This window comes from Flavonifractor sp. An4 (genome assembly GCF_002161755.1).
Classification (GTDB): domain Bacteria; phylum Bacillota; class Clostridia; order Oscillospirales; family Oscillospiraceae; genus Flavonifractor; species Flavonifractor avicola.
The window spans coordinates 12,962-28,435 of sequence record NZ_NFIL01000003.1; the positions used below are offsets into that span (position 1 = coordinate 12,962).

Consider the following 15,474-nt stretch of genomic DNA (forward strand, 5'->3'; position numbering starts at 1 on the left):
AAAGGAGAAGGGCTATGGCATATCTGATGGGTGTGGATCTGGGCACCTCCGGTACTAAGACCGCCCTGTTTGACGAGACAGGCCGCACCGTGGCCTCCTGCACCGCCACCTATCCGCTGGACCAGCCACACAACGGCTGGGCGGAGCAGGACCCGGAAGCCTGGTGGAAGGCGGCCTGTGAGACCATCCGGGGTGTGCTGGACCAGAGCGGCGTCTCACCCGGTGAGGTGAAGGGCGTGGGCCTGTCCGGCCAGATGCACGGTCTGGTCATGCTGGACGGGGAGGGACGGGTGCTCCGCCCCTCCATCCTGTGGTGCGACGGCCGCACCGGGCGGGAGTGCCAGGAGATTACGGAACTGGTAGGGAAGGAGCGGCTTATTCAGCTCACCGCTAACCCGGCCCTCACCGGCTTTACCGCCGGTAAGATCCTGTGGGTGCGCCGCCATGAGCCAGAGTTGTATGCGAAATGCCGCCATATTCTGCTGCCCAAGGACTACCTGCGCTATAAGCTGACGGGAGAGTTTGCCACCGAGGTATCCGACGCCTCCGGCATGAACCTGCTGGACGTGGCCCACCGCTGCTGGAGCCGGGAGGTGCTGGACAAGCTGGACATTGACCCGGCCTTGCTGGGTAAGCTGTATGAATCTGTTGATCTGACCGGCACGGTGACGGCGGCTGCCTCTGCTGCTACCGGCCTGGCCCCCGGCACATCGGTGGCGGGCGGCGCGGGAGACAACGCCGCGGCCGCGGTGGGCACCGGCGTGGTGCGGTCGGGGCGCGCCTTTGTCACGCTGGGCACCTCCGGCGTGGTATTTGCCCACGCCGATCAGGTGAGTATCGATTCCGGCGGACGGGTCCATACCTTCTGCGCCGCCGTGCCCGGAGCGTGGACAGTGATGAGCTGTACCCTGGCCGCCGGTCTGTCCCTCCAGTGGTTCCGCAACCAGTTCTGCGCCGAAGAGCGGCAGCAGGCGGCGGAGGAGGGGGTGGACCCTTACGATATCATGACCCGGGAGGCAGCACAGTCTCCCATCGGGGCCAACCGGCTGCTCTACCTGCCCTACCTGATGGGCGAGCGGTCCCCATTGCTGGACGAGAAGGCCAGAGGCGCTTTTATCGGCCTGTCCGCCATGCACGGCCGGGGAGATTTGATCCGGGCGGTGATGGAGGGCGTGTCCTACTCCCAGCGCCAGTGTCTGGACATTTTAAGGGAGATGGGAGTGGCCCCCGACCACATCATGGCCTGTGGCGGCGGCGGACGGTCTCCCTTCTGGCGGCAGATGCTTGCCGATGTGCTGGGCTGCACCGTCCAGACCGCCAAGGCGGCTCAGGAGGGGCCCGCCCTGGGCGCTGCCATCCTGGCGGGCGTGTGCGCCGGGGTGTATCCCGACGTGCCCGCTGCCTGCGACGCCATTGTCCATCCCGATCAGTCCTGTGCCCCCAACAGCGGGGACAGCGCCCGGTATGAGCCCTTCTACCGGCTGTATACGGAACTCTATCCCGCCCTCAGAGACAGCTTCTCACAGCTGTACGACCTGTAACAAACGCGGCGCTGCCCACCGGCAGCGCCGCGTTTTTGCGGTGCAGCTTGAGAAACACGGCCAGAAGAACACCGGCCAAGAGGATGGGGTTTGTCATGGGAAATACAACTAGATAAAGAAAAATATCCCAGCAACAAAGGGGCTGTTACATAGATTACACAAAAATTTTTCAGAAATAATACAGTATAAAGTCTGATATTACTTAAAAAAGCTTGTGCGCAAAGGAATGTTTTGTTAAAATAACACTGTATCAAACGGAGCGGTTCAGCCGCTGCGGACCGGGGAGAGATGGTGCTGCCCGGAAGAAAGGAAGGAAAGGGCCAGGAAACAGAAGGGAAAGCCGGACGGACCGTCCGGCTTTGTTGGCCAAATCTGCGGTGTGGAGGTGAGAGCATCCGGTATATTGGAAGGAAGAAATGGCCGCGCAGGCGGCCTCAGCGAGGAAGGATGGATGATCGTAGTATGAGACATAAGCTGAAACCCCTGCTATCCACGTTATTAACCATCGCTATGATCCTGTCCCTGCTGCCCACCGCGGCCTTCGCCGCCGGGGAGACGGGGACCTTTACCAAGATCACCACACAGGATGAATTGACGGACGGAAAATACGTTATCGTAGTCGATTCCGGATATGCCATGGGTGCGCTGGACGGCACATGGCTTACTGCCACACAGGTTACAGAGGAAGGCGGCAGCCTCACCGATCCCGACGCCAGCCTGGTGTGGGAGATCGCCGTAACCGACAGCGGCGTTACCCTCACTGACGCCAACGGCACCCAAGTGGCGCCCAAGGGCGGCAACAACAACGGCATTCAGGCCGGCGACTACACCTGGGCCACCTCCTTTGAAAACGGAGCCTTCCGTTTTCTGGGTACCGGGGAGGATACTGTGACCCTGGCCAGCAACAAGAATTCGGAAAACAAATTCCGGGCCTATAAAAACGCGACCATCAACGCCGGTTACCCCTGTGATTTTACACTCTATCAGTATGTGGAGGGTACCGGCACACCTGATCCTGGACCGGGTCCCGATGAGCCGACCGTTATCTCCATCTCCGATGCCCTGGCCGCTGCCGACGGCACCGAAAAGCTGACGGTCAAGGGCGTGGTCACCCTCCTGGATGGGCAGAATGTCTACCTCCAGGACGGCACCGGCGGTATTTGCGCCCGCATGAGCGGCCAGTTTGATGATATCGCCCTGGGTGATACCGTCATTGCCACCGGCAAGCGGGATACTTATAACGGTCTGCCCCAGCTGGGCAGTGCGACCTATGAAAAATCCTCCGGTGTGACCCTGACCCCCGCGGTCAAGACCATCGGGGAGCTGACCGACGCCGATATCTGCACCTATGTGACCATCGAAGATGTAACGGTCACGGAGATTTTCGACAATAACGGTCAGTATGCCAATCCCAACATCACGGTAAAGGACGCCGCAGGCAACACCATCCAGCTCTACAAAGCCGTGGTGGACAAGACCGCCGTGGCCGTTGACGATGTGATCACCATCACCGCTGCGGTGAGCGTATTCAACGGTACCTTCCAGCTGCGCAACACCAGCGCCGATGAGATCCAGACTGCCGGCGCCTCCACCGGTCCCATCTATGACGGGGAACAGGTGGTCATCTACAACCCCGCCTATGGCAAGGCTCTGTCCGGCACCTATAACGGCTTCTACAACAACGGTACCGATGTGGCCCTGGAGGATGGCACCCTGTCCGGCTTCACCGCTGCCGATGTGTGGACCGTGGCCGACAACGGCGACGGCACCTGGTCCTTCTCCTACGATGGCCAGAACATCGGTATGGGTGATTCTTTCTCCAGTATGCCCCTGGGCGAGAAGAACGACAAGTGGGTGCTGGAGGACGCGGGCAACGGCCTCTACTACATCAAGAACACCGTCCGCGGCGCCTATATGGAGTGGTACGCCGAGAAAAACAACTGGAGTTCCTACGGCAAGATTTCCGCCGGCAGCGAGGGTATGTTTGCCCTGACCTTCTATGAGGTCACCGATCTCCCCGAGCCCCCCAGCGGCGATCTGCCTGAGGCCGGCGCGCAGGTGGTACTCTACAACGAGGGCGCCAAGGGCGTTCTGGCCGGTTCTGACGGCAATGAGACCAGCCCCTCCGTCAACAACGCCGAGGCCACCGTGGCCGACGGCGTGGCCACCCCTGCCAACGGCGCACGGGTGTTCACCGTGGAGAAAAACGGCGAGTATTTCCGCTTCAAGACAGAACATGACGGCTACCTCTGCTCCAACGGTACCGGCAACAACGCTTTTTATGCTGCCGAGGCTACCGAGGACGCCGACTGGAAGCTGACCCCCTTCAACGGCGGCTTTAACCTGGAGAGCCGTACCGCCAAATTCAACGGCAAGTACTCCCAGTACCTGGAATACTATGCCGGTTCCTACAAGACCTACAGCCTGTACAATGACAGCGATAAGGACATCTACACCTTTAACTTCTACCCTGTGGCTGAGGACGTTACCGTCACCGATGGCGTGGTCAATATGCCCGCTGTCACCTTTGGGCTCCTGCCCGACGCTTATGTGGGTCAGGAGTACTCCGTCAGCTTCACCGTGGATTCCGTCTTTGGCGTGAAGGACATTTCCGCTAAGTACGGCGACACCGCTGCCCAGCTGACCAATGATAACGGCACCTATACCTTCACCATTCCCAGCTCTGCCATGGGTGCCGGTGATCTGGTGATCACCATTGAGGGAACGGACAACAAGGACGTGGCCTTTACCGGCACCACCACCCTTGCTGTCAAGGATGAGCCCTATATCCTCGAGGTGTTCCCCGCCGCCAATGCCCAGACCGGCGACGAGAAGCAGCCCGAAATCGGCTTCACCTTCGGCAACGCCGGGGAGAATCCCACCGTCACCCTGAAGGTGAACGACCAGGATGTTATTCCCACCGTGGAGAACGGCAAGGCCTCTTACACCCCCGCCGAGGCCATGGCCGACGGCAAGGTCTCCGTCACCGCCACCGTCACCCGGGCGGATGAAAAGACCGTCTCCCGCACCTGGACCTTTACCATCGGCACGGCCCAGTATCAGCTCTACTTTGGACAGCTCCACTCCCACACCGCCGAATACTCCGACGGTGCGGGCACCCTCCAGGAGGGCCTGAACTATGTGGCCAACCTGCCCGAGAGCGCCAACGTGGACTTTGTGGCCTTCACTGACCACTCCAACTACTTTGACACCTCCGGCGCTGCCAACCCCGAGGCTGCGCTCTATGATGCCAGCCAGATGACAGAGGCCAGCGCGGAGAAGTGGAACACCTATACCGGCACCATCGAAAGATTCAATACCGAACACGCCGGCAAGCTGGTGGCCCTGGCGGGCTTCGAGATGACCTGGTCCGGCGGACCCGGCCACATCAACACTTTTAACACCCCCGGCATCGTCTCCCGCAACAACACCACGCTGAACAACAAGACTGCTGACGCGGGCATGAAGGCCTACTATGCCCTGCTGAGCAACAAGAACCTGGTTAATTCCATCAGTCAGTTCAACCACCCCGGCACCACCTTCGGCAACTTCAGCGACTTCGGTTACTATGACCCCATTATTGACACCCGGATACAGCTGGTAGAGGTGGGCAACGGCGAGGGCGCCATCGGCGCCGGCGGCTACTACCCCAGCTATGAGCAGTACATCATGGCCCTGGACAAGGGCTGGCACGTGGCTCCCACCAACAATCAGGACAACCACAAGGGCAAGTGGGGCAACGCCAACGACGCCCGCGACGTTATCCTGACCGATGACTTCTCCCAGGAGGGCATCTACCAGGCCATCCGCGACCGGCGGGTCTACGCCACCGAGGACAAGAACCTGGAGATCAACTACACCCTCAACGGCCAGCTGCTGGGCTCCATTATCTCCGAGGTCCCCGAGAATGTCAGCATCAACGTCAGCGTGTATGACCCCGACGCCTCCGACTCCATCTCCAAGGTGGAAGTGGTGGTCAACTCCGGCGCCGTGGCCTACACCTGGGATGACCCCACTGAGCTGGCCGCCGGCGAGCTGGAGTGCGCCATCCCCGCCGACTACAGCTACTACTTTATCCGCGTCACCCAGGGCGACGGCGACCTGGCCGTCACCGCTCCCGTTTGGGTGGGCGAAGTGGTGAAGCTGGGCGTCTCCTCCGTGGAGTGCGGCACCGCCACCCCCGTTACCGGCGAGGCCCTCACCCTCACCACCACCCTCTTCAACAGCGAGTCTGAGCCCGCCACCGTCAAGTCCATCACCTACTCCAGCGGCGGCGAGGTCCTGGGCGCCGACACCAAGGGCTATGAGCTCCCCGCCTCCGGCACGATGACCGTGGACTGGAGCTATATCCCCGATATGGCCCGGGTGATGACTGTCACCGTCACCGCGGTTCTGGAGCAGGGCGACATCGAGTACACCTACTCCAAGGACGTGACCCTGGATATCCTGGACGCCAGCCAGCTGGTTTACATCGGTATCGACGCCTCCCACTACAATGAGTATGTGAACGGCAACTACAAGGACTCCATGGGCAACTTCGGCAATCTGGCTGCCGGCTACTCGGTGCGCACGGTTCAGCTGAACACCAGCGACGACCTGATCGCCGCCTGTGAGAACAAGGACAACAAGTATAAGGCCATCATCCTCACCGCGCCCTCCCGCCGGGATGGTACCGCACTGAGAGATCCCTACGCCTGCTACTCCGATGCGGAGATCGAGGCCCTGAAGGCCTTCAACGCCGACGGCGGCACCCTGGTCGTGGCTGGCTGGTCGGACTACTACGAAAGCTATGCCGCCTTTGATGCTGCCGACCATATGGCTGCCCAGCAGAACAAGGTTCTGGAGGCTCTGGGCTCTTCCCTGCGTATTGGTGACGACGCCACCAACGATGACAAGCTCAACGGCGGACAGACCCAGCGTCTCTATCTCTCCACCTATAATTGGGACCATTTCCTGATGAACGGCGTGGAGTTTGATCCCGAGAATCCCAACAACAACCTGTACTCTCAGCTCTTCAGTCAGTACGGCGGCGCTTCCATCTATGTGGTGGACGATGCGGGCAACCCCACCACCGAGATACCTGCCACCGTCTCTCCCGTGGTCTACGGCCACGCCACCACCTACTCTGCGGACAGCGATAACGACGGCCTGGGCGGCGATTCCATGCCCAAGTACGCTGTGGCCGAGGGCGATAAACGCCTGATGGTGCTGGCCACCGAGGACCTGGGCGACAACAAGGGCCTCATCATTGTCTCCGGCGCAGCCTTCATGTCCAACTTTGAGGTGCAGGCCGAGGTAGGCGACTCCGGTGCTGAGAAGAACTATTCCAACTACAACATCTGCGAGAATCTGGTTAACTATTTGAACCCCGTGACTGTTACTCCCATCGAACAGGTGCAGGCTCAGGAACTGGAAGGTGTGAAGTACACCATCGAAGGTGTGGTTACCTCCAATGCCTCCGGCTACGACAAGGATACCGCCTTCTTCGACTGCATCTATGTCCAGGACGACACCGCCGGTATCAACGCCTTCCCCGTGGCCGGCAATTACAAGACCGGCGACAAGGTGCGTATCACCGGCACTACCTCTTCCTATCAGGGCGAGCGTCAGATCGCCGTGACCTCCATTGAAAAGATCGGCGAGACGGAGGCTCCTGCCCCCATGGAGATCACCGCTGACCAGCTGAACAACGGTTCCGTCCTGGGCAGCCTGGTCACCCTGAAGGGCACCGTTGTCTCCTTCCAGGAAGAGAATGGCTCCATTCAGACCATTATGGTCCGTGACAGCGAAGGTAATATCGGCCGCGTGTTTATCGACGGTTATATCACCAGCGACAAGAAGATCGACGGTCTGGAGGTGGGCTGCGACATCACCGCCACCGGTCTTGCCTCCTACGACAATACCTTCAACGCCCCCGACGGCCCCTTCCCCCGCATCCGAGTTCGTGACAGAGCGGATATCGTATGTACTGTAGCCTCCACCAGCGGCTCCACCACCTACGCCATCACTGTGGAGGGCAGCGACAACGGTACCGTGACTGCCAGCCGCACCCGCGCCTCCAAGGGCCTGACCATCACCCTGACTGTGAAGGCTGACGAAGGCTACGAGCTGAATGTACTGACCGTTACCGACAAGAACGGCAACGAGATCAAGCTCACCGACAAGGGGGACGGCAAGTACACCTTTGCCATGCCCGCCTCCGCTGTCACTGTGGAAGCCTCCTTTGCCGCCAAGAGTGTGGAGAACGAACTGCCCTTCACGGATGTGGATGTGGACGACTGGTTCTACAGTGCCGTAAAATATGTCTATGACAACGACCTCATGAACGGCACCTCTGCCACCCAGTTCTCCCCCTTCATGACCACCAGCCGGGCCATGATCCTTACCATCCTGGCCCGCTACAATGGCGTGGATACCTCCACCGGCGCTACCTGGTATGAGGCCGGTGTGGCCTGGGCGGTGGAGAACGGCGTGTCCGACGGTACCAATCTGGAGGCTGCCGTGTCCCGTGAGCAGCTGGTCACCATGCTGTGGCGTCTTGTGGGCAGCCCCGTCATTGAGTGCGACCTGACCGCCTATCCTGACAGCGGTTCTGTCAGCGACTGGGCCGCCCAGGCTATGGCTTGGGCTGTGGATACCGGTATCATTATCGGTACTGGCGCCGGCACCCTTAATCCTCAGGGGAACGCGACCCGTGCGGAAGTGGCTGCCGTGCTGGCCCGCTTTGCAGAAAACGACTGATTCCATACTTGCGTATGCGGGGCGCCGCCTGCCTCGGTGGGCGGCGCCCCGCCTTATATCTTGAGAGGAGAGCGCCATGGGACAAAAGAAACAAAAGCAGCCTGTTCTGCTGGAAAAGCAGCCCCTATGGCCTCCCAGCAAGGGCCGGATTGCAGGGCTGATTGTGGGGCTGTGCCTGCTGCTCATTCTGGTGGTGGGGGGTGTGCTGCTCCAACCGGAGAATGGGGAGCTGACTGCGGCCCAGAAGAGAAACTTTGCTTCTGCCCGCGTTACCGATATCCTGGCCGATGATGCCCAGCCGGATGAATGGACCGAGGGCCTGCGGGTGGGCAGCCAGTATTTGGAACTTGAGATTCTCAGCGGTCCCTACAAGGGGGCCGTTCTGGAGGCCATCAATTACCTCACCGCCTATGCCAATGTGGACTGTTCCCTGGGTACCCGGGTCATTGTGCGGCTGGATGTGGATGACAATGGGGACCCATATGTGGTCTCCATTCCCAACTACGACCGGGGTATTGTTCTGGTGGGGATGCTGGTGGTTTTTGCTCTACTGCTGATCCTCATTGGCGGCAAAAAGGGAGTCATGGCTCTGCTGGGATTGGCCTACACCCTGGCCGGTATCTGGTTTTTGCTCATTCCCATGGTACTGAAGGGAGCGCCATCCATTCCGTCGGCTATCTTTATTGCGGCGCTGACGGCGGCGGCGTCCCTGCTGATGCTGACCGGTTTTTCCCGCAAAACCCTGTGCGCCGGACTGGGCTGCGTATGCGGTGTAGCGGCGGCAGGCCTGTTTGCCTGGATCGTGGGGATCATCACCCCGATTGGCGGGTTCAATATGTCGGAGGCGGAGGAACTGGTGCTGCGGGCCTATGACAGCCCCCTGGAGATCCGGGGCCTGCTGGTCAGCGGCATCCTCATCGCCGCCCTGGGGGCGGTGATGGATGTGGCCATGTCCATCTCCTCTGCCTGCCACGAACTGCGGACGGTGGACCCGGAGATTACCTCCGGCCGCCTGTTCCGCTCGGGGATGAACATTGGCCGGGACGCCATGGGCACCATGGCCAATACGCTGATCCTGGCCTTTGCGGGCGCCTCCTTCAATATGCTGCTGCTCTTCCAGGTCTATCATTACCCTCTGATTCAGATCATCAACAGCGATACCATGGCCATTGAGCTGATCCAGAGTGTGGCCGGCTCGGTGGGCATTATCTTGACCGTGCCGCTGGTTTCCCTGTTTGCCTCCCTGCTGCTGGGGAAGAAAAAGAAGCGGGCTGGATAAGCGGACAAATCAAAAAAGAAAAAAGCCACTGGAAATTCTAGCGAATTTCCAGTGGCTTTTTTCTATGCAGAAGATGATTGGAACCTTAAGGAGTGAGCGGAGCAAAGGACTCTTTTGCCAGTTTGATAAATGCCTTTCCGATGGGGGAGATATTATCCCAGGCGGTGTAAGCGATGCCGATATCCCGGTAGGGGGCCTCTGTAAGATCCCGGACTTCAAATTGAAAGTTCAGGTAGTCCCGATAGGACATCTCCGGCAGGATGGTCACACCAAGTCCCCGGGAAACCATGGAGATGGTGATGTCATCGTCACTGATGCAATATTTAACGTTCAGGTTGAGGTTGTAGTTCTTAATCAGTTCACCTACCTGATGCCGCGGTCCTTCTCCCGGCATGATAAAAGACTCCGGTTCCAGATCTTTCAGGGAAAGACGTTCCTTTTCTGCCAAAGGGTGGCCTGGGGGCAGGATAACAGCCAGCTTTTCCCGATAGAGGGTCACAAAGGGAAACGGGGTTTGGGAGGAGACAGAGAGAAAACCAAACTCCACGGTGCCGCTGGCCAAAAGACGTTCCACGTCGCTGTAGTTGCCATGGAGCAGTTGAATTTGAATATTGGGGTAGCGGTCATTGAAGCGCTTGACCATATCCGGAAAGGTATGGATGGCCAGGCTGGGGATGGAGGCAATGCAGAGCTTACCGGCGCCTACACCCAGGTAGAAGGAGGCCCATTGATCCAGCGTGGTCTGACTGTTTACGATCTTGACGATAAACGGCATAGCTTCCTGGCCTGCGCTGGTCAATCTGGTTTTTCGTCCTTCCCGAGTCAGCAGGCGAAAGCCCAGGGCCTGCTCCAGACTATAGATACAGTGGGAGACAGCAGACTGGGTATAGCCCAGTTCTGCAGCGGCACGGGAGAAACTTTCGCACTCAACGACCTTTAAAAATACTTTGTATTTGTCGGTTTCCACAGCTTGCGCCTCCTGACGTGCTCATACGGTAAAGTATGAAAATCTTTGATGGGAACCATCGGAAATGTTCGCTAGATTTTGGGCAAACTCTGTGCTAATATTTGTGACAAAGAAACAAAGGTTTTATAACTTGATTGTTAAGGTGATTGTTAATAAGCCTGTCTATTTAATAATAAGACAAAAAGAAAAACGTGTCAATATTTATTGAAGATTTGAGAAAAAAGAAATATTTGGCGGTTTCAAATACGGAAAAAATAACAGCGTAAAATGACTTTTTTGAGGCGAGGCAAATAAGAGCGAAAAGGGGGGCTGCGCATGGAAACCGGAAGGATTTTTAACATTCAGAAGTGCTCCATTCGTGATGGACGGGGGATGCGTACATCGGTCTTTTTCAAGGGCTGCGGCCTGCACTGCCTCTGGTGTGCCAACCCGGAAGGAATTTCCTTTGAACCGGAAATCACGCTGAATCCTCAGAACTGCATCGCCTGCAACGGGTGTATGCGAAATTGCCCCACGGGTGCTTCCCGGCTGGATGAGAATGGGGTGCCGGTGTACCAGCGGGACCAGTGCACCAGCTGCGGACGGTGCGCGGACCTGTGCCCCACCGAAGCCAGAAAGCTGAACGGACAAGACTATACGGTGGAGCAGCTGTTCAAACAGATCTATCAGGATCGGTTTTACTTTCAGCATTCCGGCGGCGGCGTGACCTTTACCGGCGGAGAGGCGCTGATGCAGCCGGAGTTCCTGTTGGCGATCAGCAAAAAGTGCAGGGAATATGGCGTCAACGTGGCCATTGAGACCTGTGGCTGCGGCGACTATGAGAAATTTGCCCCCTGCCTGGATTACATCGATTTTATCTACTTTGATCTGAAGCATATGGACAGTGAGCAGCACCAGAAATGGACGGGGCAGCGCAACGAGCGTATTCTGGAAAATCTCCGCCGGATCAGCCAACACGGCAATGAGATCATCGTCCGCACGCCGGTGATTCCGGGTATCAACGATTCAGAAGAGAATATCCGGGAGACCGCCCGGTTCATCCTGCCCCTGGCGTCGGTCCAGAAGTACGAGCTGCTGGCTTACCATAAACTGGGCGTCAACAAATACAAATTGCTGGGCAAGCCCTATCTGCTGGAGGAGATTCAGGAGCCGACGGCAGAGCATATGTTCCATCTGGTGGACGTGGCCAACGAGGTGCTGGCTCCGGCAGGGAAGAAATGCTTTTATAACCTGAACAACGACTACGATGAGTAAGTCTGGCAATGGGATAGCTGGATCGCTCCGGTGATCCTTCAAGATAAAACTGCTTTTCAAGGAGGAATCTGTTATGGCATCTGAACGAGTGGAATTTTTAAAGGCGCGTCTGCGCAACACAAATCCGTCCATTTCGGTGGAACGGGCCAGACTTGTGACCCAGTTCTACCGCATTCCCTCCATCGAATCTCCCATTACCAGAAAGGCCCGTATGCTGGAGTACCTGCTCCAGAATATGACCATCTTCATCAATCCCCAGTCCATTTTTGTAGGTGACCATGGCGAGCGCTACCGCTCGGTTCCGGCTTATCCGGAGTGGGGCTCCAACTGGATTCTGGAGGACATCGATACCTTTGACACCCGCAGCACCGATACCCTTTACTGGGACAAGCCGGAGGACAAGCAGGAGCTGATCGACATTTGCACCGAGTGGAGGAGCAGAGGCTTCCGGGAAGTGATCGACAGCCACCTCAGCGAGGAGCAGAAGCAGGCCTCCCTGGACGGCCTGATCACCATTGGCTCCCGCATCGTGTCCACCGCCAGCCATATGCCGGAGTACGGTGTGATCTTTGAGAAGGGCTTTGCCAAAATGATCGATGAGATCCAGGCGAAGCTGGACGGCATCGAGCACTATGATTACATCACCCAGGAGCAGAAGGATACCTGGGAGGGCATGATCATCACCCTGAAGGCTGCCATCCAGTTTGCCCACCGGTATGTGAAGCTGGCCCGGGAGATGGCGGAGACCGAGGAAGATCCCAAGCGCAAGGCCGATCTGCTGCGGATCGCGGAGACCTGCGAGCGGGTGCCCGAGCTGCCTCCCAGAACCTTCTACGAGGCCATGCAGTTCTTCTGGTTCATCCATCTGATCTATCAGATCGAAAACGCCGGTCACAACCACTCCATCGGCCGGTTTGACCAGTTTATGTATCCCTATTTCATCCATGATATCGAAAACGGTGTGGCCACCGAAGATGATATCGTGGAAATGATCCAGTGTATGCTCATCAAGTGGACGGAGATCTTTGAGCTGCGGGATCACATCGAGGCGGAAGCTTATGCCGGTTTCCCCATGTGGACCAACGTGACCATCGGCGGCATTGACTCCAACGGCCATGACGCCTGCAACCGGCTGACCTATCTGTTCCTGGAGGCTGCCGACGGCGCGGAGACCACCCAGCCCGCCATCTCCTTCCGCTTCAACAAGAAGATCGACGAGACCATCTTCCGCCGGGCCCTCAAGCTGACCCAGAAGGGCCTGGGACAGCCTGCCTTCTTCAACGATGAGATCAACATCCCCCGGGTGCTGGCCAACGGCTGCAACGACATCCGGGAGGCCCGGGACTACGCCATTGAGGGCTGCGTGGAGGCCCAGGTGCCCGGCAAGACCGACTTCCGCCCGGTGGCCGGCTTCATCAACATCCTAAAGGTGCTGGAACTGGCCATGCATGACGGTGTAGACCCCAAGACCGGCCGTCAGTTTGGTCCCAATACGGGCACCATGGAGGAAATGGACTCCATGGAGAAGTTCATGAAGGCCTACGAGGCACAGCTGGCCTATATCATCGACTACCACCTCCAGGCCTACGGCATCTGCTCCGCCCTCCATTCCCAGATCTGCCCCACCGTCTTTGCCTCCTGCATGGTGGACGGCTGCATCGAGAAGGGCCGCATCCTCCAGAAGGACGGCGCCCGCTACAGCTCCACCGGTACCTTCATCAGCGGTGTGGCCAATGCCGCCGACTCCCTGGCCGCCATCGATCAGGTGGTGTTCCAGAAGAAGCTGATGACCCTGGCTGAGCTGACCCAGATCCTGGACAGCAACTACGTCGGCCGGGAGGACGTACATCAGATGCTGCTGAACAAGGTGGTACACTTCGGCAACGACGAGGACCTGGTGGATGAATACTGCCGCCGTGTGGTGACCTTCTGCGCCCTGGAGAACCAGGCCCATAAGGATTCCCGCTTCGGCCAGTACGAGCTCATCCTGCTCAACCAGACCTACAACATCTGGCAGGGCCGTTGCGTGGGCGCCACCCCCGACGGACGTATGGACGGTGAGCCGCTGGCCAACAACGCATCTCCCTCCAATGGTATGGACCGCAACGGTCCCACCGCCGTGGGCAACTCCATTGGAAAGATGGATACCCTGATGGTGCCCAAGGGTGTGCTGGTCAACCATAAGTTTGATCCCGCCGTGGCCAAGGGTGAAAAGGGCCTGGAGATGCTGGAGACCTTTGTCAGAGGCTATTGCGAGGCCGGCGGTCAGCACGTGCAGATCAACGTGGTGGATACCGCCACTCTGCGGGACGCCCAGAAGCACCCGGAGAACTACAAGCACCTGATGGTGCGCGTAGCGGGCTACTCCGCCTTCTTCGTGGAACTGGATCCTCGTGTCCAGGAGAACATCATCGGCCGCACCGAACACGGCAGCTGCTGCGGATGACGGGTATCTCCGGGGACGCAGGGGCTGCGTCCCCGGAGCAAAAATAAAAACAGAAAGGGAGCGAGATTTATGGGGACTAAGAAAATGTCAGTCGGTCAAGTGATTCTGCTCAGCGGCGCGCTGCTTGCCTACCTGGTGGGTTCAGGTTGGGCCAGCGGTCAGGAGACGGTACAGTACTTCACTTCCAGCGGTATGTGGTGTTTTGTTCCGGGCATTTTGAACATCATCATGCTGTACTTCGGCTATGTGGCCTACGGCTATGCCGGCCGCACCCGCGGCATCGACAGCCTGGCTGGTGTGTTTGAATTCTATGTGGGCAAGTACATCGGCAAGCTCTTCGTCCTGTTTGCATGGCTGTTCACCTTCTGTGCCTATGTGTTCATGATCGCCGGCTTCGGCGCTACGCTGGAGCAGCAGGTTGGCATCCCAACCGCAGTGGGATCCGCGCTGGGTTCCGTCCTGGCGATTGTTACCGCCCTGTTCGGCCTGAACGGTATCGTAAATGTCATCGGTAAAATCGGCCCGTTTATCGTTGCCATCATCACCTTCATCGGTGTTGTCTCCATTTTCATGTTCGCCCCCTATATCACCCAGGGTGCGGCCCTGCTGGCCAGCGGTGAGATCACCGTGCCTGTGGCCGGCGGCGGCCATCCCCTGACGGCCGGTCTGTCCTTCGGCGGCTGCTCCCTGCTGCTCTGCTCCGCCTATGTGGCCCGTCAGGCCCACGATCTGCGGGAATACAAGTGGAGCAACTTCAAGCTGATCGTGCTCATCGGCGCGGTGGTGGACTCCGTGGTTCCCATCATGATCGGCTATGCCCACCTGGGCAACATCCAGAACTCTGCCAATGCGGAGATCCCCAACCTGATCCTGGCCAACCACATCTTCCCCGGCCTGGGTATCATCCTCTCCATCGTAATCCTGCTGGCCATCTACAGCACCATCTGCCCCCTGATGTGGTCCACCATCAGCACCTTCTTCAAGGATGAAAAGTCCGCCAAATACAAGATCGCCTGCTGTGTCTTTGCGGTGGCGGTGTATATCGTGACGCTGTTCGTCCCCTACTCCACGCTGCTCAACTACATCATGACCTACTGCGGCTATTCCGGTGCCATCGTCTTTGCTGCCTGCGTGATTCGTTACTTTATGATCCGCAGCGCCGACAAGAAGAGCGGCAAGGTGACCGAGGCTGTGGTTGCCATTGAGGAGTCGTAAGCATACCTGATTCAGGTACCCTAAAAGGCCA

7 protein-coding genes are annotated in these 15,474 nt (G+C 58.4%); 6 read left to right on the forward strand and 1 reads right to left on the reverse strand.

Annotation, left to right across the window (positions count from 1 at the left end):
* Positions 1-14 precede the first annotated feature (14 nt).
* From xylB to B5F94_RS02105, 3 genes are all read left to right on the forward strand, one after another.
* Positions 15-1,541, forward strand: coding sequence for a xylulokinase (gene xylB, locus B5F94_RS02095; RefSeq protein ID WP_087327269.1), 1,527 nt, complete (start codon positions 15-17; stop codon positions 1,539-1,541).
* Between the two features lie 462 nt (positions 1,542-2,003).
* The gene (locus B5F94_RS02100; RefSeq protein ID WP_143383227.1) at positions 2,004-8,282 is read left to right on the forward strand and encodes an S-layer homology domain-containing protein; all 6,279 of its coding nucleotides are present in this window, start codon (positions 2,004-2,006) and stop codon (positions 8,280-8,282) included.
* A gap of 76 nt (positions 8,283-8,358) precedes the next feature.
* The gene (locus B5F94_RS02105) at positions 8,359-9,561 is read left to right on the forward strand and encodes a YibE/F family protein (RefSeq protein WP_087327274.1); all 1,203 of its coding nucleotides are present in this window, start codon (positions 8,359-8,361) and stop codon (positions 9,559-9,561) included.
* An 85-nt stretch (positions 9,562-9,646) separates the two neighbouring features.
* On the opposite strand, the gene B5F94_RS02110 is transcribed toward B5F94_RS02105, so the two are convergent.
* Complete coding sequence (locus tag B5F94_RS02110; RefSeq protein ID WP_087327277.1) at positions 9,647-10,528, reverse strand: LysR family transcriptional regulator; 882 nt, start codon at positions 10,526-10,528, stop codon at positions 9,647-9,649.
* A gap of 315 nt (positions 10,529-10,843) precedes the next feature.
* Between B5F94_RS02110 and B5F94_RS02115 the strand changes: the two genes are divergently transcribed.
* From B5F94_RS02115 to B5F94_RS02125, 3 genes are all read left to right on the forward strand, one after another.
* A complete protein-coding gene (locus tag B5F94_RS02115; protein WP_087327279.1) occupies positions 10,844-11,782 on the forward strand; it encodes a glycyl-radical enzyme activating protein in 939 nt (312 codons plus the stop codon).
* A 73-nt stretch (positions 11,783-11,855) separates the two neighbouring features.
* Complete coding sequence (locus B5F94_RS02120; protein WP_087327283.1) at positions 11,856-14,228, forward strand: glycyl radical protein; 2,373 nt, start codon at positions 11,856-11,858, stop codon at positions 14,226-14,228.
* Positions 14,229-14,297: 69 nt separating this feature from the next.
* Complete coding sequence (locus B5F94_RS02125; protein ID WP_143383228.1) at positions 14,298-15,443, forward strand: YkvI family membrane protein; 1,146 nt, start codon at positions 14,298-14,300, stop codon at positions 15,441-15,443.
* The last annotated feature ends 31 nt before the right edge of the window (positions 15,444-15,474 follow it).